The sequence below is a fragment of the Dyella sp. A6 genome (genome assembly GCF_036320485.1).
In the GTDB taxonomy this organism is placed as follows: domain Bacteria; phylum Pseudomonadota; class Gammaproteobacteria; order Xanthomonadales; family Rhodanobacteraceae; genus Rhodanobacter_A; species Rhodanobacter_A aluminiiresistens.
This window is the reverse complement of the sequence record NZ_CP132911.1, coordinates 1,911,814-1,938,174: the sequence shown is the minus strand read 5'-3', so window position 1 is coordinate 1,938,174 and position 26,361 is coordinate 1,911,814. Positions and strand designations below refer to the sequence as shown.

Genomic DNA, 26,361 nt, shown 5'->3' with positions numbered 1-26,361 from the left:
GAGGATATGCATGAACACCCGTGCTGGAAAAATAGTGGTGATCTTCGCGCTGGCGACTTGCCTCGGTTTGGCCGGGTGCGTGACGCAACAGCCTTACGGCATGCGCGATGGAGGCAATGTGCGGCAGGGGTATTACCGCCAAGCGCCTCGTTGTCAGGCTTGCGGCGTGGTGCAGCGTGTCGAGCAGGTCTATGTCCAGCGGAACGGCAATGGTGTCCTCGGTGCCGTGATCGGTGCGGTGGCCGGCGGGCTGCTCGGCAATACCATCGGCAAGGGCGATGGTCGCAAGGCTGCGACCGTTGCCGGTGCTGTCGCGGGTGGCGTGGTCGGCGATCAAGTGGCCAAGCGTTCGGCGGGCACCGAGACCGCGTGGCGGATCGTGGTGCGGCTGGATGATGGTCGCTACGCTACCGTCACCCAGCGCGAAAACCCTGGTGTGCGTCGTGGCGACTATGTCCAGGTGAGCGGCGGTCGCGTCTATCCTCGTTGACATGGGTTGTTGGTTTGGACGTATGGACGTCCATGAAAAAGGCCCTCCATTGGAGGGCCTTTTTTGTTGCACGGCAATTTCTGTGCGTGCTTAGTTCACGGCATAGAACGTGTGTGCGCCGATGGTGATGCCGGTGTGGTTGCGCTCCCAGGCCGGAGAGACTGCGGCTGTCGCGAAATGGTTTGCGTGAGGAACCACGAAGTGCCGTTCATCGGCCGGAAGGCTCCAGTTCTGGATCGACTCGCCGGCAATGTTCCATGCCTTCTGGAATGCTGCCAGGTTCGCAATGTCATAGGACTTTGACGTGGTAGTGGTAGCGAACTGGTGCGGTGCGGTCACCACGTCACAAACGGTATTGCCCCAGCGACCCTGGTCACGACGACGCATCGCAACCTCGGCGACAGCTTTCTGGCCGATGGTCGGCTGGCTGCGTGCCTCGAGGTAAACCGTGGTCGCCAGACAAGTCTGATCGGCGAGGTGTTGAGGTAGCACGGACGCCAGCCACAACAGCATTGCAAGTTTCATTCTGCCTCCAACGTGCTGTACGCGTTCGACTAACCTCGTCTCGCGCGCCGTTGCGGTGGACGGGCGGGCAGGCCGTTCCACCTGGATTGATCGCTCCGGGCCGAAACTTGTGGCCGGATGGATTTGCCACGGGATTGTGGCGGTCGATCGGCTGATCCGGTGCCAATCGAGGTAATGCTGCCTGGGCGTTGGTGAGGTTCATGACCTCGTAGCCTGCAACTGCTTCCGCCGTCTGGCGGTCCTCTCATCCGGCGATATTGCTGCCGGGTCGCGCCGATCCGGACCCCTCCGGTTCGTCGCGCACATCAGTACCCCATGCGTAGGGGCACCCCAAAAGTTGGGCGGAGCCTAGTGGTGGCTGGAGCCCTGCGCAAGTGCCTGGGTCGAAATGTTCACATTTTCTTCATGCTTGTGACAGTGTCGAGTTGGGCTCAACACGTTGATTTCAATCGCCCCACGAGGCCTGGATGATGATATTCGTACTTTCGTCGAGGTGATGCTCTGCATCGCTGGAAACCTGCTCAGCAACAGCGTCGGAGATCACTGCGAGTGCCTCGCTGCCCGGTTCGCGAGGCAGTGTCTGCAGCAACCATACGGCTTCATGTCCCGCCGCATGCAGGGTCGAGCCTTCCTGCATGACCTGCGACAGCTTGACGCGATGAAGATGGCGCTTGTGACCACTGCGGTAATGCAGACGCGAGACGATTTCCTGGCCCGGGTAGCATCCCTTGTCCAACGCGACGGCCGATAATCTGTACAGCGAAAGTGCCGGTGGCAGCAGACAACCTGTAAGCGTATCCGGAAGCCATGCCCAGCCTTCACGCAACTGTTTTTCGCGCCAACTGTCGTCAGTGGGCGCCTGCTTGCCGCAGATCAAGCTGTGATCGCCGCATCCGACATGCAGGATGCTTTCGTCTTCATGCGCATCGAACATCGGCATCGAAGATGCGCTGCCCAATGGCAGTTGTTGCGATGGCAACAGCTTCACCCTGGATCGAAAGACGAAGCGCTGCAATTCCGTTGCGAATCGGGTGGCATCGCCCCCGCGCAATAGAGCGACCAGCCGATGCTCATGGATGCGTGCCAGATGGAACAGCGCGCGCACGCGTCCTTGTGCGTCGAGCCATGCACTGAACTGCCATTGCCCGTCCCGCAGGGCGAGAACGTTGCTGCTGAATTGCGATTGCGCGAAGGCAATGGCATCGATCCCTTCAATGGAGATCGTCTGGGCGGAATGCGGTGATGTCATAGGTGGTTCGATGTAGGGGCGGGTGGCGCTTTGCGCAAGGGTTCACAGATGTCAATGGTTGTGCCGCATTGCCGCAAGTATTACGCTTTGCCGGCTCGAAAAAACCATGTCCAAGACGCCCACTCAAACCGATACCATGCCCCAGCCGGCCAAGCCGGAACGTCGTGACGTTCCAGCCGTCGACGGGTCTGGCAAGGGCGAGGTCGAGCGGCCCGCACTCGATCCCACGCGCTATGGCGACTGGGAAAAGAACGGACGCTGCATCGACTTCTGATCCACGCGCCCCGGCGCGTGCGCCGACCGGCGATGGAGCGGATGGAGCGGCGAGGACATCCAGCGATTCCACCCCAGGATAGCCGCCATGGCAGACACGCGACGACCGCTTTCACCCCACCTACAGATATATAAGTGGCAAGTGCAGATGGTGACCTCCATCCTGCATCGCGCCACCGGCATTGCGCTGGCCGTGGGCAGCCTACTTGTGGTCTGGGCGCTGCTGGCACTGGCCTCGGGCGAAGCTGCCTTCGATCAGTTCAAGATCTGCATGGGCAGTCCGCTCGGCATCATTCTTCTGGTTGGCTGGAGCTGGGCGCTTTTCTATCACTTGTGCAACGGCATCCGGCATCTGCTGCAGGATTCGGGCATGGGCTTTGCCATTCCGCAGTTCGTGCGTTCCAGCTGGTTGTCGGTCATCGTCAGCCTGGTGCTGGTCGTCGTCGTCTGGGCCTACGTGATGACCACCGGAGGTGCCGCATGAGCACTAACGCCAAGGATCTGCGCAATCCGTTGAAGCGTGCGCGCGGGCTCGGTTCGGCCCAGTCAGGCGTAGGCCATTGGTGGACGCAGCGGGTGACCGCCGCGGCGCTGCTGGTGCTGGCGCTGTGGTTCGTGATCACCGTGCTGTCGCTGCTGCACGCCGACTTCGCCACGGCGAAAGCCGCCGTTGCCAAGCCTTGGAACGCGCTGCTGCTGATCCTGTTCGTGATCACCATGTTCTGGCATGCCGTGCTCGGCCTGCAGGTGGTGATCGAAGATTACGTGCATACCCGCTGGAAGGAAGTCGTCCTGCTGGTGGCGATCAAGTTCCTCGCGGTGCTCGGTGCGCTCGCGGGCGTGCTGGCCGTTCTGCGCATCGCACTGGGAGCCTGAGGCCGATGGAAGCCTACAAGATTCAGCAACACAAGTTCGACGTGATCGTGGTGGGTGCGGGCGGCGCGGGTCTGCGCGCCACCTTCGGCCTGGCCGAGAAGGGGCTCAAGGCCGCGTGCATCACCAAGGTGTTTCCGACCCGCTCGCATACCGTGGCCGCGCAGGGTGGCATTGCCGCCGCGCTGGGCAATATGGGCGAAGATGACTGGCGCTTCCACTTCTACGACACCATCAAGGGGTCGGACTGGCTGGGCGACCAAGACGCCATCGAGTACATGTGCCGCGAGGCGATTCCCTCGATCTACGAGCTGGAACACTACGGCGTGCCGTTCTCGCGTACCGAAGAAGGCCGCATCTACCAGCGTCCGTTCGGTGGCATGACCACGCATTATGGCAAGGGCACCGCGCAGCGCACCTGCGCCGCGGCGGACCGCACCGGTCACGCCATCCTGCACACGCTGTACCAGCAGGCGCTGGCACATGACGCCACGTTCTTCATCGAATACTTCGCGATCGACCTGATCTTCGACGAAGAGGGCGTCTGCCGTGGCGTGCTCGCGCTTGACCTGAACGAGGGCACCCTGCACCTGTTCCGTGGCCAGGCCGTGGTGCTGGCGACGGGCGGTTACGGACGCGCCTACTTCAGCGCCACCTCGGCGCATACCTGCACCGGCGACGGTGGCGGCATGGTGCTGCGTGCCGGCCTGGCGCTGCAGGACCTGGAGTTCGTGCAGTTCCATCCCACCGGCATCTACGGCGCCGGTTGCCTGATCACCGAAGGCGTGCGCGGCGAGGGTGGTTACCTCACCAACTCCAAGGGTGAGCGCTTCATGGAGCGTTATGCGCCCAGCGCGAAGGACCTGGCGTCGCGTGACGTGGTCAGCCGTGCGATGACGGTCGAGATCCGCGAGGGTCGCGGCGTCGGCGAGCACAACGACCATGTGTTCCTCAACCTGATGCACCTCGGTCCCGAGGTCATCCACGAGCGGCTGCCCGGTATTGCCGAGTCGGCGCGTATCTTCGCTGGCGTGGACGTCACCAAGGAGCCGATCCCGGTGCTGCCCACCGTGCACTACAACATGGGCGGCATCCCCACCAACTACCATGGCGAGGTGGTGCAGAAGCGGGGCGACGATGTCGATGCCGTGGTGCCCGGCCTGTTCGCCATCGGCGAAGCGGCCTGCGTCTCGGTGCATGGCGCCAACCGTCTGGGTTCCAACTCGCTGCTCGATCTGGTGGTGTTCGGCCGCGCCGTCTCCCACCGTTGTGCCGAGATCATCAAGCCGGGCATGGCTCACAAGGATCTTCCGGCCAGCGCGCTGGACAAGGCGCTGGCCCGTTTCGACAGCCTGCGTCATGCCGACGGCGAGCTGCCGACGGCGAAGATCCGCCTCGACATGCAGCGCACCATGCAGTCCGACGCCGCGGTGTTCCGCACCGGCGAGACGCTGAAGGAAGGCTGCACCAAGATCGACGCGGTGCATGCATCGTTCAAGCACGTGCGTGTCAGCGATCGTTCGATGGTCTGGAATTCCGACCTGATCGAAACGCTGGAACTCGCCAACCTGCTCGACCAGGCCGTGGGCACCATGCACTCGGCCGAGCAGCGTCCGGAAAGCCGCGGTGCGCACGCTCGCGAGGACTTCCCGGACCGCAACGACCACGACTGGATGAAGCACACGCTGGTCAAGGTAGACGAGGCCGGCAAGGTCAGCTTCGATTACCGCCCGGTACACATGTTCACCCTGACCGACGAGGTCGAGGTGGTTCCGCCGAAGAAGCGCGTTTACTGAGATACCGACTGGAGAGGCAATCGTGGCCGAGTTCACGCTACCGAAGAATTCCAAGATCCAGCCGGGCAAGCACTTTCCGGCGAAAAATGCCAAGAAGCCGCGTACCTTCCGCATCTACCGGTGGTCGCCGGACGATGGTGAGAATCCGCGCATCGACACCTACGAGGTCGATCTGGCCTCCTGCGGTCCGATGGTTCTCGACGCACTGCTGAAGATCAAGAACGAGATCGATCCCACGCTGACCCTGCGCCGTTCGTGCCGCGAGGGCATCTGCGGTTCGTGCGCGATGAACATCGACGGCACCAACACGCTGGCCTGCATCTGCGCGATCGACAAGGTCGGCTCGGGCGACGTGAAGATCTATCCGCTGCCGCACATGCCGGTGGTAAAGGATCTGGTGCCGGACCTGACGCACTTCTACGCCCAGTTCGCCTCGATCAAGCCGTGGATGCGCACGCAGAGCGCGGCGCCGGATCGCGAGCGCCTGCAGTCACCTGAAGACCGCAAGAAGCTCGACGGTCTGTACGAGTGCATCCTGTGCGCCTGCTGCTCGACCAGTTGCCCAAGTTACTGGTGGAACGGCGACCGCTACCTCGGTCCGGCGATCCTGCTGCAGGCTTACCGCTGGATCGTGGACAGCCGCGACGAGGACACCGGTGCCCGCCTGGACGATCTGGAAGATCCGTTCAAGCTGTATCGCTGCCACACCATCATGAACTGCGCCCGCACCTGCCCGAAGGGTCTCAACCCGGCCAAGGCGATCGCGGAGATCAAGAAGCTGATCGTGGAGCGCCGCTCCTGACCGGCACCGCGTCCCGGCAAGCCGGGACGCGGTCTCACGGTGGAGCTCACCGCATGAGCATGGACGAAGCCCGCATCAAGCGTCTGCGTTGGCGCACCCGCCGTGGTACCCGCGAGCTGGACGCCTTGTTCGGTGGCTGGCTCGACCAGTGCTTTGCATCCGCCGACGAGGCGCAGCAGCAGGCCTTCGACGAACTGCTGGATGTGCAGGATCCCGACCTGTGGGACTGGGTGATGGGGCATGCCCAGGCGCCACGTGCCGACTGGCAGGCGATCATCGATGACATCCGCACCCGCCATCGGCTTTGAGTACCGTCCGTCGCACTGGCCGCTGCGCCTGCTGACGGTCGTATTGCTGCTGGCCCTGGTTGCGGTTCTGTCGTGTGGTCTTGCGGTGTGGGTAAAGGGCTTGTCGTTCGTTGCACTGCTGGGGGCCTGGTACCGGACCTTGCGACATCCATCCGATGCCGGCGTGACGGCGGCCGGCTGGGCCGGCGGCAGCGGGGCTACTTGGCGCCTGCATCGGCAGGACGGCACGGACCTGCCTGCACGCCTTCTCTCGTTCCGCGTGTTCGGCAGTGCGGTGCTGTTGCGCCTGCGCGATGCCGATGATGCTGTCGTCGTGCTTTGGCTGGCACCGGACAACAGCGATGCCGATATCCGTCGTCGCCTGCGTATGCGTCTGGCCATGGTCCGTCCGGAGACAACACCACGGCATGTCTGAACCGAGGCAACTTTGTCCGGCAGGCACGGTCCTAGCGATTACCAGATAATGGACATCCGGGCGACCCGCCCAGCGACTTCACACAGGCGACCCGCCCATGTTCCGACCGCTCGAACTGTTCATCGGTTTGCGCTACGTCCGCGCCAAACGACGTAACCAGTTCATCTCGTTCATTTCAGCCGTGTCGATCGTCTGCATCACGATCAGCGTGATGGCACTGATCACGGTGATGTCGGTCATGAACGGCTTCGACTTCCAGCTGCGCTCGCGCATTCTCGGTGCGGTGTCGGACGCCACCGTGTCCAGCATCGACCAGTCCGGCATGCAGGACTGGCAGCGCGCATTGCGGGTCGCGCACGACAATCCGCATGTGAAGGGTGCGGCGCCCTACGTGGATGCGGAAACCTTCCTGCAGGGCCGCGGTTCGTCAGGCACCCTGGTGCGCGGTATTGACCCGGCGCTCGAACCGCAGGTATCCACGTTCAACAAGCACATGGTCTCGGGTAGCTTCGACTCGCTCAAGCCGGATAGCTGGAACATCGTGCTCGGCAACGAGCTGGCCATGCAGTTGGGCGTCGCCGTGGGCGACAAGGTCATCGCCATCGTGCCGAAACTGCGCGCGACCCCGTTCGGCTCGGTACCGCTGGTGCGCAGTTTCCACGTCACCGGCATCTATTCGCTGGGCATGCACGACTACGATGCCGGACTCGCGCTGATCAACATTCAGGACGCCGAGAGGCTCAAGAGCCTGGCCGGTCCGACCGGCATCAGGCTCAAGCTCGACAGCCTGTGGAATGCGGGGCCGGTGGCCGACCAGCTTGCCAGCCGGCTGGGTCATGTCTACCAGGTGCGCACCTGGATGCAGGACAACGCCAACTTCTTCTCGGCGATCTCGATGGAGAAGAAGGTGATGGGCATCATCCTGTCGCTGATCGTGCTGGTCGCGGTGATCAACCTGATCTCGATGCTGATGATGCTGGTGACCGACAAGCAGGCGGACATCGCGATCCTGCGCACCCTGGGCCTGACCCCGCGCAGCATCATGGGCACCTTCATGGTGCAGGGCGTGCTGGTGGGGCTGGTCGGTATCGGTTTCGGCGTGTCGCTGGGTTCGCTGCTGTCGTGGCAGCTGCCCAACATCGTGGACTGGATCCAGAACGTGTTCCACGTGCAGTTCCTGTCGCCCGACGTCTACTACATCAGCCAGGTACCCAGTCGGCTGGAGGGTACCGATGTGCTGTGGGTCACCCTGATCACTTTCGCCTTCTCTCTGCTGGCGACCCTCTATCCCGCGTGGCGCGCCTCGCGCACGCAGCCGGCACAGGCACTGCGCTATGAATAAGCCGATGACGAACAACGCTTCCGACGTCGTGCTGCGCGCCAGCCACATCGCCAAGGTCTACGACGAGGACGGGCTCAGGACCGAGGTGCTGAACGACGTGAGCTTCGAACTGAAGCGTGGCCAGACGCTCGCGATCGTTGGTGCTTCCGGTTCGGGCAAAAGTACGTTGCTGCATATCCTCGGCGGCCTGGATACGCTGACCCGCGGCGAAGTGGAGGTGGACGGGCGGTTGCTGTCGACGCTGTCCGATGCCGAGCGGGGACGCGTGCGCAACCGTTCGATGGGCTTCATCTACCAGTTCCATCACCTGCTGCCCGAGTTCACCGCGCTGGAGAATGTCTGCATGCCGCTGCTGATCCGCGGCGAGGCGATTGCCGAGGCCGAGCGTCAGGCGAAGGCCTTGCTGGAGCGCGTGGGATTGGGCCAGCGCACGCACCACAAACCGGCCGAACTGTCCGGCGGCGAGCGCCAGCGCTGCGCGGTGGCACGCGCCCTGGTCACGCGTCCCGCCTGCGTGCTGGGCGACGAGCCCACCGGCAACCTCGACGAAGGCAATGCCACCCAGGTGTACGAGTTGATGCTCGAGCTCAACCGCGAAATCGGTACCAGCTTCATCCTGGTCACGCACGATTCGCACCTGGCCGCGCGCATGGACCGCACCCTTGAGCTGCACAACGGCCAGCTGCGCGAGCACGCCAGCGCCTGATCAACCACTGACCCGATCCATCCTTGTAGCCGCTCCGCCAGGCATCGACGGACGCTGGCGCGGGCTACATGCATCGATGGCTTGACCCTACAGGCGTGCGGGCATCATGCCGCTAGGCTCTTGGATCCATCGGGTCCGGGGATGCACAGGCATGGTGCGAGCGGAGTGGCCAGGAGCGGTCGTGGCGGGCGTGTCACTGCTGGCCGGCGTGGTGGTGGTGCAGTGGCTGCCGGTGCTGCCTCCGCGTTGGAGCATCCTGTTGCTGGGGCTGGTCGGGCTGGCCGGGTGCTGGCGCTGGCCACGGCTGCGCTGGCTGATGCTGGTGCTGCTTGGCGTGGCCTGGGCCGCCTGCCGCGGCAGCCTGGCGATGCAGGCGCGCCTGCCGCAGCAGCTGGAAGGGCGGGACTTCAAGGTGACCGGTCAGGTGGTCGATTTGCCCAAGGCGCGCCCGCATGCCACCGCCTTCATGCTGCGTCCCGCACATGTGCTGCTGGATGACCGAGCGGTGCCGCTGCACGGACTGCTGCGATTGGTCTGGTATGGCAAGCCGCTGGCCGTGCATGCGTGTTCGCGTTGGCAGCTGACGCTGCGGCTCAAGCGCCCCCGCGGCATGATCGACCCGGGTGGGGCCGACAGCGAGCGAACGGCGCTGGAGCGCGGCATCGTGGCGGTCGGTTATGTGCGCAATGCACCGCCGGCCCGTTCATTCGGCGCGCCCGGCTTCTGTGTCGACCGGCTGCGTGAGCGGCTGGCTGCCGATATCGCTGCCCGTGTGCCGGACGCGCATGACGCCGCGCTGCTGCGTGCCTTCACGGTGGCGGACACGCGCGGTCTGGACCCGCACGACTGGGACGTGGCGCGGGCCAATGGCGTTTCGCACCTGATCGCGATCTCGGGCTTCCATGTCGGTGTGGCGGCGGTGTTCGGGGTCGTGCTGATGTGGCTGCTGTATGCATGGATGCCGCGCATGGCGCTGCGTGTCCCGCGACCGCAGGCACAGGCGGTCGCCGCGCTGGTCACTGCGTCGGGCTATGGCGCGCTGGCCGGGTTCGGCCTGCCGACCGTGCGCACACTGTTGATGATCGGCGTGGTCGTGCTGGCGCGTTGCAGCCGGCGTCGCACCGACAGCCTGCATACCCTGGCACTGGCTCTGCTGGCGCTGCTTGTGTTCGACCCGCTGGCAGTGCTGTCGGCGGGATTCTGGCTCTCCTTCGTCGGTGTCGCCTTTCTCATCCTTTGTCTGGACGTGCGTGGCCGGGGCTGGCGCGTGTTCCTGCGCGAGCTGTCGAGCGGGCAGATGGTGATGACCGTGTCGCTGCTGCCGCTGGGTCTCTGGTTTTTCGGCCAGGCGTCGCTGGTGGGTGCTTTGTCCAACCTGGTCGCGGTGCCGTTCGTGAGTTTCGTGATCGTGCCATGTGCCTTGTTCGGCCTGCTGCTGTTGCTGTTGTGTCCGCCGCTGGCGGCCCCGGTATGGCAGCTGGCTGCATGGTTGACCCATGCGCAGTGGTGGCTGCTGGAGCGGATGGCGACATGGCCGGGCGCGCACTGGTATCTGCCGGAAGTGCGGCTATGGGCCTTGCTGCTGGCGATGACCGGTGCCGTCTGGCTGTTCATGCCGCGTGGTGTGCCATGGCGCGGGTTCGGGCTGGCGCTGTTCCTGCCGTTGCTGTGGCCACCGTTGTCGCGCCCGGCCGAAGGCGGCTTCCGGCTGTGGGTGCTGGACGTGGGGCAGGGGCTGTCGGTGGTGGTGCAGACCCGGCATCACGCACTGGTCTATGACGCCGGTGCGCGATATCCCTCGGGGTTCGACCTGGGCGAGGCCGTCGTCACGCCCTCACTGCACGCCCTCGGCATCGATCGGCTGGACATGCTGATGATCAGTCATGCCGACAACGATCATGCCGGCGGTGCCGCCGCCGTGGCCGCGGCATTCCCGCAGGCACGTCGTTATGCCGGTGAGACGGAACGGATACGCCTGCCGATGGCACCGTGCAAGGCCGGGCAGGCCTGGTTGTGGGACGGCGTCCGTTTCCGCGTGCTGAATCCGCGTTCGACCCGTCCCGGACGGCGCGACAACGACCGTTCCTGCGTGCTGCTGGTCACCGGCGAAGGCGGAAGGTTGCTGTTGCCCGGCGATATCAGCAGACGTATCGAGCCGCGGGTAGCGGCTGCGGTAGGGCCAGGAGCGGCACCGGTGTTGCTGGTGCCGCATCATGGCAGCAGCAGTTCGTCCAGTGCCGGCTTCATCACCGCCCTGCATCCGCGGTTGGCGATTGTCTCGGCCGGTTGGCGCAACCGTTTCGGCCACCCGCGTCCCGATGTGCTGCGGCGCTATGCGGCAGCGGGCGTGCAGGTGCTGAACACGGCGACGATGGGCGCGGTCGAGGTGGATTTTCCGGCTGACGCGCCGCCGCGCGAGGCCACGCGCTGGCGGCAGCGGCAAAAGCGTTACTGGCGCGAGTGAGCGGCAAAGCGGGATCTTCACAAGTGCCACCGGCCGCACGGTCACCGCTGGCGACACTGCTATGATGCGCGTTTCCGACGCGTGAGATGACGGGGGTTGGTGTGCTGGACATCCTGATGGCGGGCGGCTGGGCCATGTTGCCCATCCTGATCTGCTCGGCGATCGCACTGGCGATCGTGCTGGAGCGCTGCTGGACCTTGCGGCGCAGCTCCGTGCTGCCGCCTGGCCTGGGCCAGGAAGTACGTGAATGGGCGCGCTCCGACAAGCTCGACGCCTCGCATCTCGAGCAGCTGTCGGCCGGCTCGCCGCTGGGCGAACTGCTGGCCTCGGCACTGGCCGTGCGCAACCGTCCACGTGATCAGATCAAGGAGCGCCTGGAAGACACAGGCCGGCATATCGTCCACCGCATGGAGCGTTACCTGAACACGCTGGGCACGATTGCGCTGATCGGTCCGCTGCTGGGTCTGTTCGGCACCGTGATCGGCCTTATCCGCATGTTCATGGAGGTCATGGGCGGCGGCATGGCCGATCCGACCAAGATGGCCGGCGGCATCGGCGAGGCGCTGGTCTGCACGGCCAGTGGCCTGACCGTGGCGATCCCGGCCTACGTGCTGCACCGCTACTTCCGTTCCAAGGTGGCCGGGTACTGCGTGCAGATGGAAAAGCAGGCGATCGCACTGCTCGACGACCTCACCCCGGTTGCTCCGTCCGCGACGGTGCGGACGCGCCGCGCACCGGTGGCATCCGGACCGGCATCGGCCTGACGCCATGCGCATCAGTAGCGACCGCCGTGGCGACGATTTCGAGATCAACGTGATTCCGTTGATCGATGTGTTGCTGACCCTGTTGATGTTCTTCGTGCTGACCACGACCTTCGTGCAGCACTCGCGGCTGCAGGTGAACCTGCCGCAGGCCAGTGCCGTCGACCGCGACATGCAGCCACCCGCACTCACCGTGATGGTCGACCGCGAAGGGCATTTCTACGTGGGCAGCGACGAAGTGGCCGGCACCAGCGTGGCCGAGCTGAAGCAGGCCATTGCACGGGTGGCCGGGGACGACCGCAGCCGTCAGGTGACGATTCGTGCCGACGCGTTGAGCACCCACCAGAGCGTGGTCAACGCGATGGACGCGCTGGGCCAACTGGGCTTCACGCATCTGGCCATCGCCACCACGCCGGACCGCTCGGGTGAGACTCCATGAGTGAGGGTACGGCCTCGGTCTGGGGCACTGAGACCTGGCGCACCTACCGGCGCCTGCTCGGCTATACCCAACGCTATTGGCCGGTGGGCGTACTGACCCTCCTAGGCATGGTGGCGGACAGCGGCAGCCTGGTGGTGTTCACCAACTTCCTGCGTCCGATCATCGACAAGCTGTTCGCGCAGCGCGATCCCTACCTGATCTTCTGGATGCCGATCTGGATCGTGCTGATCTTCATGGTCCGCGCGATTGGCGTGTTCGTAAGCAACTACGGCATCGACTACATCGGTCGCAACGTAGTGCAGTCGATGCAGCGCGACGTGTTCGCCGCCTACCAGCGCCTGCCAGCGGCATTCTTCGGTGCCGAGCAGTCGGGCCACCAGATTTCCCGCATCACCTACACCAGCGAGCAGGTGGCCGCAGCGTCGACCGAGGCGATAAGAACGACAGTCACGCAGAGCGTGCTGGTGGTGGGCATGTTCATCACCATGCTGCGCAACAGCGCCTACCTGACCGTGGTGCTGTTCGTGATGGTGCCCGCAGTGGTGCTGATCGTCGGCGTGGTCAGCCGGCGCTACCGGCAGATCACCCGGCGTCTGCAGGACATGATGGGTTCGGTGGTCGGCGTAGTGGACGAGTCGGTCAGCGCGTATCGCGAAGTGCGTGTGTACGGCGGACAGAAGGATGCCGAGAACAGCTTCGAGAACATCACCAACCGCTCGCGCCGGCTGAACCTCAAGGTGGCGGCCACCACGGCCATGTCCAGCGCCACCGTACAGATGGCCGCGGCGGTCACGATGGCCCTGCTGATCTACATCGGCACGCGGCCGTCGACCATCAACCACATTTCGTCGGGCGTATTCATCACGGTGTTCACCGCGATGGCAGCCATGCTGCCGCCGCTGAAGCGGCTGACCAACGTGCAGTCGCATATCCAGCGTGGCGTGTCCGCAGCGGAAGATCTGTTCCGCATCATCGACATGCCGCCCGAGGAAGACCGCGGTACGATGGCCCTGGGGCGCGCCAGCGGGGATATCCGTTTCCAGGACGTGTCGCTGGTCTATCCGAAGGGCGATCACGTGGCCCTGCGTGGTGTGGACCTGCACTGCGAGCCGGGCAAGGTCACCGCACTGGTGGGACGCTCGGGCAGCGGCAAATCCAGCCTGGTCTCGCTGCTGCCCCGGTTCTACGACCCTTCCGCCGGACGCATCCTGCTGGATGGCGAGGACTACCAGCACTTCACCCGCGCGTCGCTGCGCCGGCAGATCGCCTGGGTCGGGCAGAGCGTGGTGCTGTTCGACGGGACCATTGCCGAGAACATCGCCTACGGCGAACTGGCGGGTGCCTCGGAGGCCGACATCGTCGCTGCCGCCGAGGCCGCGAATGCGATGGAGTTCATCCGTCAGCTGCCAAAGGGCATCCATGCCCAGGTCGGCGAGAACGGCAACAGCCTTTCCGGTGGCCAGCGCCAGCGCATCGCGATCGCCCGCGCGATTCTCAAGAACGCGCCGATCCTGATTCTGGACGAGGCGACCAGCGCCCTGGACACCGAATCCGAGCGCCTGATCCAGCAGGCCTTGCAGAAGCTGATGGAAAGCCGCACGACCCTGGTCATCGCGCATCGCCTGTCCACCATCGAGCATGCGGACCAGATCGCGGTGATGGAGCAGGGCCATATCGTCGAGCGCGGTACGCACGCCGAACTGCTGGCGCTGGACGGCCGCTATGCCGTGCTGCACCGCATGCAGTTCAACGAGGCACCGCAGCCGGGTGCCGACTGAGTCGCGGTGGATGACGCTGGCCGATACGCTCGCGGCAGGCTGGTACGGGTCGGGCCGGGTGCCGTGGTGGTGTCGTCCGCTGGCCGGACTCTACGGCGTGCTCAGTGCGCTGCGGCGTGGGCTGTACCGCCATGGCGTGCTGCGTAGCGAATCGTTGCCGGTGCCTGTGGTGGTGGTGGGCAATCTTACGGCCGGCGGCACCGGCAAGACTCCGTTGACTATCGCGCTGGTCGAGGCCCTGCAGTCGCATGGTTTGCGGCCGGGCGTGGTCAGTCGCGGTCACGGCGGGCACACGCAGGAACCGGTACTGCTCGACGAGACGCCGGACCCTGCGCAGGTCGGCGACGAGCCCTGCCTGATCCGGGCCAGCGGCGTGCCGGTAGCAGTCGGCCGGGATCGGCCCGCCGCCGCGCGGCTGCTGATCGACGCTGGCTGCAATGTGGTCGTGGCCGACGATGGCCTGCAGCATTACCGTCTGGCGCGGGACATCGAGATCTGCGTGATCGATGGCGCGCGCCGCTTCGGCAACCGGCGGTTGCTGCCATGGGGGCCGTTGCGCGAGCCGCTGTCGCGCCTGCGCGCCGTGGATTTCTGCGTATGCAACGGTGGCGATGCGCATGCGGGCGAGATTCCGATGCGACTGGAAGGCGAGCTGGCCCGTGCCGTCGACGGTTCCGGCCAGCAGGCTCTAACGGCGTTTCGCGATACCCACGTCCATGCGCTGGCCGGTATTGGCAATCCCGGTCGCTTCTTCGACAGCCTGCGTACGCGGGGAATCCGCATCATCGAGCACCCGTTCCCCGATCACCACGCATTCACTCCCGACGATCTCGATTTCGGCGACAACCTGCCACTGCTGATGACCGCCAAGGACGCGGTGAAATGCCGCCGCTTCGCGCGCCCGGGCTGGTGGAACGTGCCGGTGAGTGCCGTGTTGCCGGCATCCTTCCTGGATGTGTTGTGCCAGCGTGTCGAAGGCATGCTGCAGCAGAAATCGCAGCGAACCGGCGCATCGCGGGTATCATGATCGTCTGGCACGGCTAAACCGGCCGCTCCTCATTACTTTTTGACTGTTTGCGAGATTTCTCATGAGCCTGATTCAGGTCCCGGTGTCCTACGGTGAATTGATCGACAAAATCACCATTCTCGAGATCAAGTCGAAGCACATCGCCGACGCCGCCAAGCTGGCGAACGTGCGCAACGAGCTCGAACTGCTCAATGAAACCTGGTCGCACAACGAGGCTTCGCAGGTCGACATCGCCAATGAGCGTGCGCGTCTACTTGCGGTGAACGAGGCCCTGTGGGACATCGAGGACCGCATCCGCCTGAAGGAAAAGGCACAGGCCTTCGACGCCGAGTTCGTCGAGCTGGCGCGGTCGGTGTACTTCCGCAACGACGAGCGGGCAGCCGTGAAGCGCGAGATCAACCTCAAGCTCGGCTCGCAGCTGATCGAAGAGAAGTCCTACCAGAATTACCGCTGAGCCACGTCCGGCGGCGGCATGACTGTGCCGGTTTCGCATTTTCCTGCCGGTGTCGCAGATACTTGCGTCGTCGCCATGACGGCTGTCCGCGCGCCCGGGGCAGGGCATGTGGTCATCGGGTCGCACCCAGTACCTTCGTCACTTGTCGCGGCTCTCGGAAGATTCCATGGTGGGCGGATTGCTGTCCTTCCGTCCCAGCCTTCCAGGGGAGTCCACCCGCATGTACTGTCGCCGTCGTCTGCTTTCGTTGGCCGTTCTTTCCGCTCTCGCCGTGTCGTCCGCATTTGCCGCGCCGACGCCGGCACCGTCTTCGTCTACGCAGCATGGGCCCTTCGCCCAGCTGAAGATCCGCGATCTGGGCCCGGCGCTTGCGGGCGGACGTGTCGCCGCTGTGGCGGGCATTCCGGGCAATCCGCTGGTCTACTACGTCGGCGCAGCCGCAGGCGGGGTCTGGAAGACCGTCGATGGCGGCCAGCACTGGAAGCCAATTTTCGAGCACGAAGCCTCGGCGTCGATCGGTGCGATCGCGCTTTCGAAGTCCAACCCGAACCTGGTCTGGGTCGGTACCGGCGAGTCGAACATCCGCAACGACATTGTCGATGGCGCGGGCGTGTATCTCTCCACCGATGCCGGCAAGACTTTCAAGCGGATGGGTCTGGCCGATGCCGGCCAGATCGGCAAGATCGTCGTCGACCCGCAGAATCCCAACCATGTGCTGGTCGCGGCGCTGGGTCATGCCTGGGGCCCGAACGCGCAGCGTGGCGTGTTCGAGACGACCGACGGCGGCAAGACCTGGCACAAGACGCTGTTCGTCGACAACAGCACCGGCGCGATCGATCTGGCGATGGCGCCAGGCAATCCGGAGGTGTTGTTCGCTGCCACCTGGCAGGTTGTGCGTCATCCGTGGAACCTGGTCGATGGTGGCCCCGGCAGTGGCCTGTGGCGTTCCACCGACGGCGGCGCCACCTGGACGCGTCTCACCGCCGGCCTGCCGAAGGGCCCGCTTGGCCGCATTGCGGTAGCCACCGCGCCCAGCGATCCGCAGCGCGTCTATGCTCTGATCGAGACCAAGCCCGGGAAGGGCCTGCTGTTCGTCTCGCACAATCTCGGCGATAGCTGGACCGAGGTCAGCGACAACCATGCGCTGGACGTGAGGCCGTTCTATTTCTCGCGCTTCGAGGTCGCTCCGAACGACGCCGACAAGCTGTACTTCATGTCGTTCTACCTGATGGAGTCGGACAACGGCGGCAAGACCGCGCATCCGATCGACAAGAGCGTGCATGTCGACCATCACGCGTTGTGGATCGATCCCAGCAATCCCAAGCGCATCATCCAGGGCAATGATGGTGGCGCCTACCTCAGCCTCGATGGCGGCAAGAGCTGGCGTTTCCTCGACGGCATGCCGATCGAGCAGGACTACATGGTCGCCACCGACAACAAGACGCCGTACACGCTGTGTGCGGGCCTGCAGGACAACAGCGGCTGGTGCGGTCCGTCCAGTTCGCTGGCCGATACCGTCGGTAGTGGCAACGACTGGTTCAACGTGATCGGCGGCGACGGCGAATACGTGGTGCCGGCGCCCAGCGATCCGAACCTTATCTACGGCGATGCCGAGGACGGTGCGATGGTGCTGTTCCATCGCGACACCAAGCGAACCGACTTCACCATGCCGTACCTGCATGGTCCGGGCTTCGACAACGACCTGCCTACCACGCAGCAGAAGTACCGCTTCAACTGGACCAGCCCGATCGCGGTCGATCCGCATGCGCCCAAGACTGTCTACATGGGCGCCAACGTCGTGCTGAAGTCCACCGACGGTGGCCAGAACTGGGCGCCGATCAGCGGCGACCTGACCCGCAACGACAAGGCCAAGCAGGCATTGTCCGGCGGCCCGGTCAACCTCGATCTTTCCGGCGCCGAAACCTACGACACCATTCTCGCGGTGCAGATCGCACCGAGCGATTCGAAGGTGCTGTGGGTGGGTACCGATGACGGTCTGGTGCAGGTGACCCGCGACGGCGGTGCGCACTGGTCGAATGTCACACCCTCGGGTGCCCCGAAGTGGGCCCGCGTCTACCAGGTCGGCGTTTCGGCGACCGATCCGGGCGCGGCCTACGTGGCCTTCGATGCGCACGAGATGGACAACCGTCACCCGTACGTCTACCGCACCAGCGACTACGGTCATGCCTGGCAGCGCATCGACCACGGCCTGCCGGATGCGCCGGTCGACGTGGTGCGCGAGGACCCGAATCACCCCGGCGTGCTGGTCGCCGGCACCGACATCGGTGCCTGGCTGTCGCGCGACAACGGTGCGCACTGGAGCCAGCTCAAGGTGGGCGGGCTGCCGACCGTGCCGGTGGTCGACGTGAAGTTCGTGCAGGGCGACCTGGTGCTGGCCACCCATGGCCGAGGCCTGTTCGTGCTCGACCACTTCGCGCCGATCGCCGAGTACAGCAAGGCGATCGCCAGCCAGCCGCTGCACCTGTTCACGCCGCGTGCCGGCATCGAGTTCGTGCGCTGGACACGTGGCGAGGGTGCCGAGCCGCTCTACACCGTGCCCAATGCGCCTGACGGCGTGATCGTCGACTACGCCGTGCCGCACAAGCTGCATGCGGCCAAGGGCGCCAAACACGGGGCGGTCGAGATCACCGTGCGCGATGCGGCCGGTCACCTCATCGCCACGCGCTACACCAATGCCAAGCCCGGCGTGAACCGTTATGTGTGGAACATGCGCTACGACGGCGCCACCAAGCTCGACTTCGTCAAGCATGACCACAAGGACAAGGACGGCAACAACGCCAACGGACCGCTGGTGGTGCCGGGCAGCTACCAGCTCACCGTCAGCGCGGGCGGCCACAGCGCCACCGAGACCGTACTGGTGAAGGCCGACCCCAACCAGGCGCCGGCTCCTGCGGCCAACCTTGCCACGCTGAAGGGCGAGCTTGCCGAGCGCAACGTGCTCAGTGCCATCGACAGCGCGCTGAACCGGATCACCGCGATGCAGGCGACACTGAAGCAGTTCGAGGCCAGTGCCGCCAGCGAGCCACGCTACGCCGCGGCACTGACCCAGGCGCGCCAGCTCGACAAGCAGCTCACCACGTTGAAGAACAGTGCATTCTCGCCGACTGTCCAGCACAACGTGGAAGAGGATGACCTCAAGCAGCTGACCGACCTGCAAGGCAGCGTCTCCAGCATCATCGGGGGCGGCTACGAAGGGCTGCAGAATCAGATGCCGCCGCCGGCACTGCTCACCTTGCAGCGTGAGATCAACGTCCAGGCCAACGCCTTCATCCAGCGCTTCAATGCGTTGCTGGCAGGCCAGGTGGTGACCTACAACCGTGCCGCGTATGCGGCTGGCGCACCTACCGTGATGACCGGTGCCCCCGAGCAGATCGAGCCAGTGACCCTGTAAGCCGGGCCTCACGCCACCGCCCCCTGTCCCGTATAGCTAGCGCGGGGCAGGGCGCGGCGGCGCTGCACTTGTCCGTGACCGGCACAGCGATTCGGCGGAACGTCGGCGGGAATTTTGAGATAATGCGGCCCTTCGTGGCCACCTCGGTCGGTCGCGTATCTCAGTCCAGGGGAGCCGGGACCGATCTGCATGGCGGTCACGGCCAGCCGGGATCGCCATGGCGATCCATCCGTCCCTGGCGACTGCCGATCATGACTTTGCTGGTGAGAGAACACATGTCGAGCGTGCCGTCGACGCCATTTTCGGCTGCGGATACCCGTTTCATGCAGCGCGCGTTGCAGCTGGCCGCACATGCCCGCGATGCCGAAGGCGAAGTGCCGGTGGGCGCGGTACTGGTGATGGACGACGAGATTGTCGGTCTGGGCTGGAACCGCAACATCACCCTGCACGACCCGACCGCGCATGCCGAGATCATGGCGCTGCGCGCGGGCGGCGAAAAAACGACCAATCACCGGCTCGTGGGCGCCACGCTGTATGTCACGCTGGAGCCGTGCTCGATGTGCGCGATGGCGCTGATCCATGCCCGCATTGGTCGCGTGGTATACGCCGCCACCGATCCCAAGACCGGTGCCGCCGGCAGCGTGTTCGACACCTTGATCGACCCGCGCCACAACCATCGGCTGACCGTGCAGGGCGGACTGCTGGCCGACGAGGCGTCGACGATGCTGCGCGAGTTCTTCCGCGCCCGCCGTTCCTGAGCCGGACGTCAGCGCCACGCTTGCTCAGGCGAGAAACGAAAACGCCTCGTCGCAGGGCAACTCGATCTTCAGTTGAAGCAGGTCATCGGCACGGGTCCGCCCCAGGTTCACGGCCGCCAGCGGCTTGCCGGTGCGGGCGGCTGCCCGGGCGAAGCGGAAGCCCGAATACACCATCAGCGACGAGCCCACCACCAGCATGGCGTCGGCGTCATCCAGCGCCTGCATGCCCGCGTCGACACGTTTGCGCGGCACGCCTTCGCCGAAGAACACCACGTCCGGCTTGAGCATGCCGGCACAGCGCGGGCAGGCGGGTACCTCGAAATGGGCGAAGTCGGCCTCCAGGTCGGCATCGCCATCGGGGGCGTCGCTGGCTTCGACGGTGGCCCAGTCGGGATTCAGTCGCAGCAGTTCGTCCTGCAGGTCGGTGCGCGGCATGGACAGCCCACAGTCCAGGCAGCGCACGCGGTCCAGCCGGCCATGCAGGTCGATCACGTTCAGCTGGCCTGCCGCCTGGTGCAGGCGATCGACGTTCTGGGTAAGCAGCAGCGTCAGCCTTGCCTGTTGTTCGAGCCGGACCAGGGCATGGTGTACGGCATTCGGCGTGGCCTGTCCGAACCGGCGCCAGCCGACCAGACTGCGGGCCCAGTAGCGCTTGCGGGTGGCCACGTCGCCAGTGAAGGCCTGGTAGGTCACCGGTTGCGGACGCTTCCAGCGGCCAAGTGCATCGCGATAGTCGGGAATGCCCGAGCCGGTGCTGCAGCCCGCACCGGTCAGCACGAACAGGCGCGGATGGGCATCGACGAATGCCGCCAGTGCAGTGGCGCCGGCCTGGGGCGCCGGTGTTGTCGGGATATCCAGCATGGTGCGCATGGTGCCACGGCCGGGTGACATCGTGTCGGCCCGGACCGTGACAGCCAGACCGGAGCACACGGGCCCATCGACTGGCGATACGGGCAGTCAGACCGTCAGGCATGCGACAATAGGCGCAGTTCACAGAAGCCCAGCGACAGCCATGCCGGTCCCAAACGACGCGTTCCGCCGCTTTCAGGAAGAATTGGCCGCCCTCGAAAAGACACAGAAGCCGCTGACACGCGAGCAGCAATTGGTAGTGGCCAGAACGGAGTTTCTGGACCTGCAGCGTCGCTTCGACCTGACCATTGCCGATGTGGTGGCGTTCTTTCCCGAAGAGGAAGGCATCGGCTACCTGCAGCAGTTGATCGAGGCATCCTCGGCCAAGCCGCCCCGCAAGCGCTGAACGAATATCCGCTCCACCAGCCATCGGCCCCTGCCATTGGCCCTGACCGCTAACGGCGGGGCATGTCCGAAGCGCCAGCCCGGAAGCCGTGATCACAGCCTGGACGGACTGCAAGAAAGCTGACATCAGCGGCGTGCACCATATCCGCAGGCGCGTCATTGCCGTTACGGCAATGACGCACAGTGCACCGTAAATGCGTCGACGACTACCGGCTTCAGAGAAGCGGCCGGGACGTCGCCGCGCGCCGCAGGACATGACCATGATCACCCGTTTTCGCGCCGCCGCCAGGCGCCTGTTCAAACGCCCCGCACCGACCATCAAGCTGCGGCTGATCGGCGTTGCCGCGCTGCTTTACGTCTTGCTCGTGGCGATTGCCTATCTCGGGCTGGCTGGCATCTCCCGGTCCAACGACAGTCTGCTGTCGATGTACCGGGGCGACCTGACGCCGTTGTTGGCGGCCAATCGCATCGCGCGCAACCAGCAGGGCGAATTCATTGCCCTCGGTGAGGCGGCCCGGCAGGTCGGCAACATTTCCATTGTGAGCCAGCAGGTCGAGGTGGTCCGCCATTTCGATGCCCAGAACGAAAAGCTGATCAGGCAGATTTCGGCACAGCCGATGTCGGCCGATGCCGCCAGGACGTGGAAGCAGTTCGTCGCCTCGTTCAAGCGTGTGAACCGGATCATCGGCAATGTTTCGGCATCGATGCTGAAGGGCGATACCGGAAGCGCCGATGTGCTATACGACTTCCTGCTGCCGAATATGACCATGATGTACGACGCGCTGGATCATTTCATCAGCCTGCGCGAGACGGCGGCAACGACGCTGCACCAGCAGGCTTCGGCCACGTACCGGCGGCTACGCCTGCTGATCGTGACTGCCATCGGGGCCGGCATGCTGATGACCTTGCTGGTCGGCTGGCTGACGCTTCGCTCGATCCTGCGCGGCGTGCGCGAAGCAGTAGTGACGGCTGAGGCGATTGCCGCGGGGCGACTCGGCAACGACATCGATAGCGCGCGGGGCGACGAAATCGGTGCGCTGCTGCGTGCTTTCCGGCGTATGGATGGACAGCTGCAGGGCATCGTCGGCCAGGTGCGCGAGGGCGCCCTGGCGGTCGGCCTGAGTGCCGGAGAGATCTCGCGCGGCAACGACGACCTCAGCCAGCGTACGCAGTCCCAGGCCGCGAGCCTGGAAGAAACCGCTGCGTCGCTGGAAGAAATGACCGCGACGGTGAAGCAGAACGCGCTCAATGCGGCTTCGGCCGACCAGCAGGCGCGTGAGGCTCGACAGCATGCGGAACAGGGCCGTGTCGTGGCCGGCCAGGTCGCTGCGGCGATGCGCGATATCGATACCGCCAGCAACCAGATGGCGGATATCGTCGGGTTGATCGACGAAATCGCCTTCCAGACCAACCTGTTGTCGCTCAACGCCGCCGTCGAGGCCGCGCGGGCTGGCGAACAGGGGCGTGGCTTTGCCGTGGTCGCGGCCGAGGTACGCCAGCTTGCCCAGCGCTCTGCCGCGGCGGCCAGGGACATCCGCGCGCTGATCGTGAACAGTGCCGAAAAAGTTCGCGTCGGCAGCGAACTGACCGAAGCGAGCGGGAGCAGCCTGGGCGCCATCGTGACCAGCATCGCCCGGGTCACCGACACGGTTGCCGATATCGCGGCGGCCAGCGGCGAGCAGTCGTCGGGCATTGCCCAGATCAGTCGGGTCGTCACCCAGATCGACGATGCGACCCAGCAGAATGCGGCGCTGGTCGAGCAGGCGACGGCAGCCTCGCGGGCCATGCACGAGCGCGCCGACGAACTGCAACGGCTGGTGGCGTTCTTCCGGACGCAGCCAGCGGATCTGGGTGCATCGGTACAACAGGATCGCAAACCGCAGGCGGGGCCCATGCGGGATGCCGGAGCGCCCGCCTGGGTCTAGCGTGGGATTACCGCAGTTCGGCCGGTGCGGGCTGCGTGTCGTACACGGTTGCATCGAGTTCAGCCAACGCGATCGCTGTAGCCCAGGCAGCCACGGAAGGTGTCGAAGGGTTTATTCTTCCCTTGAAATTTGCCGCGGCACGCCCGACAGATCACGGCGGCAATCGCACTGTAAGGTACCTGCTCGATGCGACATTTCGTGCGCCTGGCCATCATTGTGGTCGCTGCTTTTTTTGCCGGCGGCTGCTCTTCGCAGGGCACTCCGGCGACCGGCCACGCGGTTCATGGGGAAGTCGTGGCGAAGGCGCGTTGCGCGGCTTGTCACGGCCCCGACGGCAACAGCTCCATCGCCATGTACCCACGGCTGGCCGGTATGCGCGCCAGCTACCTGTACGGGCAGCTGGTTTCCTTCCGGAACGGTGAGCGACCCTCTGCGGTGATGGCCTCGATAGTGCATGGCCTGTCCAACCAGGACGAACTCGATGTGTCTGCGTTCTTCGCGGGCCAGAGCCGTGCGCGGGATGCAGCGGGCCCGGCTGACCTGATGGCGGAAGGCCGTCAGCTGTTCCGTCTCGGTGCCAGCCATGAAGAGATTCCGGCCTGTGCTGACTGCCACCTGCCGGGTGCCGGCCGGATGGGGTCGATGGGAGGAATGGGCATGATGATGGGCACGCCCGGACCAGTGTTGTACGGCCAGCATGCGGCCTACATCCAGGCTCAATTGCGTGCCTTTGCCAACGGCACCCGGCCGACTGCAGTGATGCACGGTATTGCGCGCGCGCTGACCGCCCGACAGGTGCAGGCGATAGCCGCATATCTGGCAGCCCACCCCTGATGCACCGGATCGGACGGCGTGTCTGCGGACGCCTTCCCGCCGCTCACCCACAACCGGCTGCATGCGGTAGATTCGTGCCATGACCCTGCCGACCGCTCACGATCCCGCGTCCTCCACCGACAACCGCCTGGTGGTGGCGATTTCGTCGCGTGCCCTGTTCGATCTGGGCGACAGTCATGCGCTGTTCGAGCGCGACGGGCTGGACGCCTACCGCAGCTTCCAGATCGAGCACGAGAACGAGATACTCAAGCCGGGCGTGGCCTTCCCGCTGGTGCAGAAGTTGCTCGACCTCAACCGGCTGGCCGGTGACGTGCCGCCGGTGGAAGTGATCCTGCTTTCGCGCAATTCGGGTGACACTGGCCTGCGCATCTTCAACGCGATCCAGCATTACGGGCTGGAGATCAGCCGGGCGGCCTTCACCAGTGGCGCGCCCACCTCGGACTACATCGCACCGTTCCGGGCGGACCTGTTTCTTTCGGCGAATGCCGAGGACGTGGGGCGAGCACTCAAGGCTGGCGTGGCGGCGGCGACCATCCTGCCGAGCACCGCGCCGCCGCGCGCTACCGAGCAGTTGCGGATTGCCTTCGACGGCGATGCGGTGATCTTTGGCGACGAAGGCGAGCGCGTCTCGCGTGAAGAGGGTCTGGAAGCCTTTCATCGCAACGAGAGCGAGCATGCCGAGGAGCCGCTGTCGGTCGGTCCGTTCCGTGGCTTCCTGACAGCCCTTCATCGTCTGCAGGCGGCGTTTCCCGCGGAGAACTCGCCGATCCGCACGGCCTTGGTCACCGCGCGGTCGGCGCCCGCGCACAAACGCGTAATCCTCACCCTTCGTCGCTGGGGCGTTCGCATCGACGAAGCCCTGTTCCTCGGCGGTCGCGACAAGGGGCCGTTCCTGGATGCGTTCGGCGCCGACATCTTCTTCGACGATTCGCCGGCCAATGTGGAGTCCGCACGGCGACATGTGGCCACCGGGCACGTGCCGCACGGGGTCAGCAACGGCTGAGCGAGGGCGTGACGCGGCAACTTTTCAAGGCCGCTTCCCGAGGTGTATGGTCATGCCGCCGATGCAAAGCATGTGCATCGGCTGAACGAAATCATTGGATGGTTTCCATGTGCGGTTGAATGCACTCGCTAGGGATCGGCATGAAACGACTTCTGTCAGCTGCGATCTTCTCCTTGTTCGCCTTGTCCGCGTCGGCGGCGGTCCACAGGCCCCGTAGCCTCGAGGATGTGCTGGGCAATCCCGGACTCATCGGCCACAGGATCGATGTCGTGGCGTGCGCGGGGGTCCCCTTGAGCGATGCGCCCAGCCAGAAAAATCTGATTCTGGTTTTTCCATGTGGCGCCAGCGCGTCCGATATGGATGAATCGGAGGCGGTCATCGGGCGCCTGACCAAGGCGACGGTTTTCAAGCCGGCGGCGGGATGGCAGATGGGCGATTCGCCACTCTTCAACGGGCGCTTCCGCGGCGTTTTGAGGAAAGGCACGCTACCCGGCCGGGGCATGCACAACATGTTGGTGATCGATCTGGACGAAGTGGATTTTCACGCGTCCCTTGATCCGGAGTAAGCCGGTTGGAGCCAGCCTGTCGAAGTGCATGGATGCCTCTGTCGCCAAGCCGGGCAGAGTCCAGGGGGTAATGGCCACGGGATGGAGGGAGCCATGCCACATCGAACCCCGTTTTCTCGCGTCGCGCTGCCAGGCGTTTTCATTTTCTTGCTGACCACGGGATGCCAGCCGGTCATGTCCACACCATCAGATGCCCCGGAAGGTGGCGAGTTCACTCGTTTCTTTGGCGACAAACCATCGGATCCTCCACCTTCGCCGGATTACCGGTGGACCGAACGCATGTACATCGACGGACCATTCACCACAGATACTCACGGACGATGAGGCCATGAACGACATTACGATTGAGGCGGCACAACAGGCACTGGTGCGGCTTCTGGCCATTGCCGACCGGCTCGATGCCCGCAACCGCCAAGCCGCGCAGGACATCGAGGCCGCAGTGAGCGCCATGCGACAGGGTGTCGAGCGGCTGGACCGGAGCGGCGATCAGTTCGCGCAGCAGGCGCTGCAACGCGTCAGCGCCGATGTGCAGCAGTCGATCGCACAGGGAGTTGATCAGGCCGCGGGTCGCTTGCAGTGCCAGTTGCAGCAGAGTGCGCACAGCGCCCAGTTGGCTGCCAAGGCCATGCTCGAACAGCGCAAGGGCTTGAGTGCGGCACGGCGCGCGCTGGTATGGAGCGGAACGCTGGCGCTGCTGGTCGGCGTATTGCTGGCAGTCGCTGGTGCCGCATGGGTGGCGCACCGGAGCATGCAGGACGTCGCCCAGGCGCATTTCAGCGACGATATCCTGCGCGCTACCCGCAGCGGTGCGATCACCCGTTGCGGTGACGCGCTTTGCGCACGCGTCGGCAAGCACCCGAAGCGTTACGACAAGGCCGGCGACTACGTGCTGCTGGACGAATAGTCG

At 65.0% G+C, this 26,361-nt stretch carries 28 protein-coding genes; 24 read left to right on the top strand and 4 right to left on the bottom strand.

The window, feature by feature from the left end; genetic code table 11:
* Window positions 1-10: 10 nt before the first annotated feature.
* Entirely contained in the window at window positions 11-490 is a 480-nt protein-coding gene (locus tag RA164_RS08585) for an outer membrane lipoprotein (RefSeq protein ID WP_329740454.1), read from the top strand.
* Between the two features lie 90 nt (window positions 491-580).
* Here RA164_RS08585 and RA164_RS08580 read toward each other — a convergent pair whose 3' ends face one another.
* Entirely contained in the window at window positions 581-1,015 is a 435-nt protein-coding gene (locus RA164_RS08580; protein ID WP_329740453.1) for a cell wall hydrolase, read from the bottom strand.
* A gap of 445 nt (window positions 1,016-1,460) precedes the next feature.
* Window positions 1,461-2,264, bottom strand: coding sequence for a CAF17-like 4Fe-4S cluster assembly/insertion protein YgfZ (gene ygfZ / locus RA164_RS08575; protein WP_329740452.1), 804 nt, complete (start codon window positions 2,262-2,264; stop codon window positions 1,461-1,463).
* 106 nt (window positions 2,265-2,370) lie between these two features.
* On the opposite strand from ygfZ, the gene RA164_RS08570 reads away from it, so the two are divergent.
* The 16 genes from RA164_RS08570 to RA164_RS08495 all read left to right on the top strand — a co-directional run bounded on the left by RA164_RS08570 (window position 2,371) and on the right by RA164_RS08495 (window position 19,114).
* On the top strand, window positions 2,371-2,538 hold the full coding sequence (locus RA164_RS08570) for a DUF1674 domain-containing protein (RefSeq protein ID WP_329740451.1): 168 nt from the start codon (window positions 2,371-2,373) through the stop codon (window positions 2,536-2,538).
* A gap of 87 nt (window positions 2,539-2,625) precedes the next feature.
* Entirely contained in the window at window positions 2,626-3,021 is a 396-nt protein-coding gene (gene sdhC / locus RA164_RS08565) for a succinate dehydrogenase, cytochrome b556 subunit (RefSeq protein ID WP_329740450.1), read from the top strand.
* Window positions 3,018-3,413 (top strand): succinate dehydrogenase, hydrophobic membrane anchor protein, encoded by a 396-nt coding sequence (sdhD, locus tag RA164_RS08560; RefSeq protein WP_329740449.1) that lies wholly within the window; start codon window positions 3,018-3,020, stop codon window positions 3,411-3,413. Before sdhC ends, sdhD begins: the two co-directional genes overlap by 4 nt.
* 5 nt (window positions 3,414-3,418) lie before the next feature.
* Window positions 3,419-5,206, top strand: coding sequence for a succinate dehydrogenase flavoprotein subunit (sdhA, locus tag RA164_RS08555; RefSeq protein WP_329740448.1), 1,788 nt, complete (start codon window positions 3,419-3,421; stop codon window positions 5,204-5,206).
* Window positions 5,207-5,228: 22 nt separating this feature from the next.
* Window positions 5,229-6,008, top strand: a complete 780-nt coding sequence (locus RA164_RS08550) for a succinate dehydrogenase iron-sulfur subunit (protein ID WP_329740447.1) — start codon at window positions 5,229-5,231, stop codon at window positions 6,006-6,008.
* 59 nt (window positions 6,009-6,067) lie between these two features.
* A complete protein-coding gene (locus RA164_RS08545) occupies window positions 6,068-6,316 on the top strand; it encodes an FAD assembly factor SdhE (RefSeq protein WP_329743518.1) in 249 nt (82 codons plus the stop codon).
* Complete coding sequence (locus tag RA164_RS08540; RefSeq protein WP_329740446.1) at window positions 6,288-6,731, top strand: protein YgfX; 444 nt, start codon at window positions 6,288-6,290, stop codon at window positions 6,729-6,731. The genes RA164_RS08545 and RA164_RS08540 overlap by 29 nt, the downstream gene beginning before the upstream one ends.
* Window positions 6,732-6,828: 97 nt before the next feature.
* Window positions 6,829-8,073: a lipoprotein-releasing ABC transporter permease subunit gene (locus tag RA164_RS08535; protein ID WP_329740445.1), complete on the top strand. Its 1,245-nt coding sequence runs from the start codon at window positions 6,829-6,831 to the stop codon at window positions 8,071-8,073.
* A 4-nt stretch (window positions 8,074-8,077) separates the two neighbouring features.
* A complete protein-coding gene (gene lolD, locus RA164_RS08530; protein ID WP_329740444.1) occupies window positions 8,078-8,779 on the top strand; it encodes a lipoprotein-releasing ABC transporter ATP-binding protein LolD in 702 nt (233 codons plus the stop codon).
* A 151-nt stretch (window positions 8,780-8,930) separates the two neighbouring features.
* Window positions 8,931-11,243, top strand: coding sequence for a DNA internalization-related competence protein ComEC/Rec2 (locus RA164_RS08525; protein ID WP_329740443.1), 2,313 nt, complete (start codon window positions 8,931-8,933; stop codon window positions 11,241-11,243).
* A 101-nt stretch (window positions 11,244-11,344) separates the two neighbouring features.
* Window positions 11,345-12,007 carry a MotA/TolQ/ExbB proton channel family protein gene (locus RA164_RS08520; RefSeq protein ID WP_329743517.1) on the top strand — a complete coding sequence of 221 codons (663 nt, stop codon included), beginning with the start codon at window positions 11,345-11,347 and terminating at the stop codon, window positions 12,005-12,007.
* A gap of 4 nt (window positions 12,008-12,011) precedes the next feature.
* Complete coding sequence (locus tag RA164_RS08515) at window positions 12,012-12,443, top strand: ExbD/TolR family protein (protein WP_329740442.1); 432 nt, start codon at window positions 12,012-12,014, stop codon at window positions 12,441-12,443.
* Complete coding sequence (gene msbA / locus RA164_RS08510; RefSeq protein WP_329740441.1) at window positions 12,440-14,221, top strand: lipid A export permease/ATP-binding protein MsbA; 1,782 nt, start codon at window positions 12,440-12,442, stop codon at window positions 14,219-14,221. Before RA164_RS08515 ends, msbA begins: the two co-directional genes overlap by 4 nt.
* 10 nt (window positions 14,222-14,231) lie before the next feature.
* Window positions 14,232-15,248 carry a tetraacyldisaccharide 4'-kinase gene (gene lpxK / locus RA164_RS08505; RefSeq protein WP_329740440.1) on the top strand — a complete coding sequence of 339 codons (1,017 nt, stop codon included), beginning with the start codon at window positions 14,232-14,234 and terminating at the stop codon, window positions 15,246-15,248.
* A gap of 61 nt (window positions 15,249-15,309) precedes the next feature.
* A complete protein-coding gene (locus RA164_RS08500) occupies window positions 15,310-15,702 on the top strand; it encodes a DUF6165 family protein (protein ID WP_329740439.1) in 393 nt (130 codons plus the stop codon).
* 220 nt (window positions 15,703-15,922) lie between these two features.
* Entirely contained in the window at window positions 15,923-19,114 is a 3,192-nt protein-coding gene (locus RA164_RS08495; RefSeq protein ID WP_329740438.1) for a WD40/YVTN/BNR-like repeat-containing protein, read from the top strand.
* A gap of 196 nt (window positions 19,115-19,310) precedes the next feature.
* Here the strand turns inward: RA164_RS08495 and RA164_RS08490 are convergent, their stop codons facing one another.
* Entirely contained in the window at window positions 19,311-19,439 is a 129-nt protein-coding gene (locus RA164_RS08490; protein WP_329740437.1) for a hypothetical protein, read from the bottom strand.
* Between RA164_RS08490 and tadA the strand changes: the two genes are divergently transcribed.
* A complete protein-coding gene (tadA, locus tag RA164_RS08485) occupies window positions 19,438-19,872 on the top strand; it encodes a tRNA adenosine(34) deaminase TadA (protein ID WP_329740436.1) in 435 nt (144 codons plus the stop codon). The genes RA164_RS08490 and tadA overlap by 2 nt on opposite strands.
* A 24-nt stretch (window positions 19,873-19,896) precedes the next feature.
* Here tadA and RA164_RS08480 read toward each other — a convergent pair whose 3' ends face one another.
* Window positions 19,897-20,733, bottom strand: a complete 837-nt coding sequence (locus RA164_RS08480; protein ID WP_329743516.1) for an NAD-dependent protein deacetylase — start codon at window positions 20,731-20,733, stop codon at window positions 19,897-19,899.
* 193 nt (window positions 20,734-20,926) lie between these two features.
* Between RA164_RS08480 and RA164_RS08475 the strand changes: the two genes are divergently transcribed.
* The 6 genes from RA164_RS08475 (at window position 20,927) to RA164_RS08450 (ending at window position 26,358) form a co-directional block, all read left to right on the top strand.
* Window positions 20,927-21,127 carry a 2-hydroxyacyl-CoA dehydratase gene (locus RA164_RS08475; protein WP_329740435.1) on the top strand — a complete coding sequence of 67 codons (201 nt, stop codon included), beginning with the start codon at window positions 20,927-20,929 and terminating at the stop codon, window positions 21,125-21,127.
* Window positions 21,128-21,386: 259 nt separating this feature from the next.
* Window positions 21,387-23,051, top strand: a complete 1,665-nt coding sequence (locus RA164_RS08470) for a methyl-accepting chemotaxis protein (RefSeq protein ID WP_329740434.1) — start codon at window positions 21,387-21,389, stop codon at window positions 23,049-23,051.
* Window positions 23,052-23,249: 198 nt separating this feature from the next.
* Window positions 23,250-23,885, top strand: a complete 636-nt coding sequence (locus RA164_RS08465; protein WP_329740433.1) for a c-type cytochrome — start codon at window positions 23,250-23,252, stop codon at window positions 23,883-23,885.
* A 79-nt stretch (window positions 23,886-23,964) separates the two neighbouring features.
* Window positions 23,965-24,888: a 5'-nucleotidase gene (locus RA164_RS08460; RefSeq protein ID WP_329740432.1), complete on the top strand. Its 924-nt coding sequence runs from the start codon at window positions 23,965-23,967 to the stop codon at window positions 24,886-24,888.
* A 140-nt stretch (window positions 24,889-25,028) separates the two neighbouring features.
* Window positions 25,029-25,454, top strand: coding sequence for a hypothetical protein (locus RA164_RS08455; RefSeq protein ID WP_329740431.1), 426 nt, complete (start codon window positions 25,029-25,031; stop codon window positions 25,452-25,454).
* A 328-nt stretch (window positions 25,455-25,782) separates the two neighbouring features.
* Window positions 25,783-26,358, top strand: coding sequence for a hypothetical protein (locus tag RA164_RS08450; protein ID WP_329740430.1), 576 nt, complete (start codon window positions 25,783-25,785; stop codon window positions 26,356-26,358).
* Window positions 26,359-26,361 lie beyond the last annotated feature (3 nt).

What these genes read in the sequence shown, in the direction of transcription:
- msbA (WP_329740441.1), top strand. Translation starts at nt 12,440, where the DNA reads ATGAGTGAGGGTACGGCCTCGGTCTGGGGCACTGAGACCTGGCGCACC.
- RA164_RS08460 (WP_329740432.1), top strand. Translation starts at nt 23,965, where the DNA reads ATGACCCTGCCGACCGCTCACGATCCCGCGTCCTCCACCGACAACCGC.
- RA164_RS08540 (WP_329740446.1), top strand. Translation starts at nt 6,288, where the DNA reads ATGACATCCGCACCCGCCATCGGCTTTGAGTACCGTCCGTCGCACTGG.
- RA164_RS08580 (WP_329740453.1), bottom strand. Translation starts at nt 1,015, where the DNA reads ATGAAACTTGCAATGCTGTTGTGGCTGGCGTCCGTGCTACCTCAACAC.
- RA164_RS08490 (WP_329740437.1), bottom strand. Translation starts at nt 19,439, where the DNA reads ATGAAACGGGTATCCGCAGCCGAAAATGGCGTCGACGGCACGCTCGAC.
- RA164_RS08515 (WP_329740442.1), top strand. Translation starts at nt 12,012, where the DNA reads ATGCGCATCAGTAGCGACCGCCGTGGCGACGATTTCGAGATCAACGTG.
- sdhD (WP_329740449.1), top strand. Translation starts at nt 3,018, where the DNA reads ATGAGCACTAACGCCAAGGATCTGCGCAATCCGTTGAAGCGTGCGCGC.
- lolD (WP_329740444.1), top strand. Translation starts at nt 8,078, where the DNA reads ATGACGAACAACGCTTCCGACGTCGTGCTGCGCGCCAGCCACATCGCC.
- RA164_RS08570 (WP_329740451.1), top strand. Translation starts at nt 2,371, where the DNA reads ATGTCCAAGACGCCCACTCAAACCGATACCATGCCCCAGCCGGCCAAG.
- sdhA (WP_329740448.1), top strand. Translation starts at nt 3,419, where the DNA reads ATGGAAGCCTACAAGATTCAGCAACACAAGTTCGACGTGATCGTGGTG.
- sdhC (WP_329740450.1), top strand. Translation starts at nt 2,626, where the DNA reads ATGGCAGACACGCGACGACCGCTTTCACCCCACCTACAGATATATAAG.
- RA164_RS08455 (WP_329740431.1), top strand. Translation starts at nt 25,029, where the DNA reads ATGAAACGACTTCTGTCAGCTGCGATCTTCTCCTTGTTCGCCTTGTCC.
- RA164_RS08470 (WP_329740434.1), top strand. Translation starts at nt 21,387, where the DNA reads ATGATCACCCGTTTTCGCGCCGCCGCCAGGCGCCTGTTCAAACGCCCC.
- RA164_RS08480 (WP_329743516.1), bottom strand. Translation starts at nt 20,733, where the DNA reads ATGCTGGATATCCCGACAACACCGGCGCCCCAGGCCGGCGCCACTGCA.
- RA164_RS08535 (WP_329740445.1), top strand. Translation starts at nt 6,829, where the DNA reads ATGTTCCGACCGCTCGAACTGTTCATCGGTTTGCGCTACGTCCGCGCC.
- RA164_RS08500 (WP_329740439.1), top strand. Translation starts at nt 15,310, where the DNA reads ATGAGCCTGATTCAGGTCCCGGTGTCCTACGGTGAATTGATCGACAAA.
- RA164_RS08525 (WP_329740443.1), top strand. Translation starts at nt 8,931, where the DNA reads ATGGTGCGAGCGGAGTGGCCAGGAGCGGTCGTGGCGGGCGTGTCACTG.
- RA164_RS08495 (WP_329740438.1), top strand. Translation starts at nt 15,923, where the DNA reads ATGTACTGTCGCCGTCGTCTGCTTTCGTTGGCCGTTCTTTCCGCTCTC.
- RA164_RS08545 (WP_329743518.1), top strand. Translation starts at nt 6,068, where the DNA reads ATGGACGAAGCCCGCATCAAGCGTCTGCGTTGGCGCACCCGCCGTGGT.
- lpxK (WP_329740440.1), top strand. Translation starts at nt 14,232, where the DNA reads ATGACGCTGGCCGATACGCTCGCGGCAGGCTGGTACGGGTCGGGCCGG.
- ygfZ (WP_329740452.1), bottom strand. Translation starts at nt 2,264, where the DNA reads ATGACATCACCGCATTCCGCCCAGACGATCTCCATTGAAGGGATCGAT.
- RA164_RS08585 (WP_329740454.1), top strand. Translation starts at nt 11, where the DNA reads ATGAACACCCGTGCTGGAAAAATAGTGGTGATCTTCGCGCTGGCGACT.
- RA164_RS08450 (WP_329740430.1), top strand. Translation starts at nt 25,783, where the DNA reads ATGAACGACATTACGATTGAGGCGGCACAACAGGCACTGGTGCGGCTT.
- tadA (WP_329740436.1), top strand. Translation starts at nt 19,438, where the DNA reads ATGCAGCGCGCGTTGCAGCTGGCCGCACATGCCCGCGATGCCGAAGGC.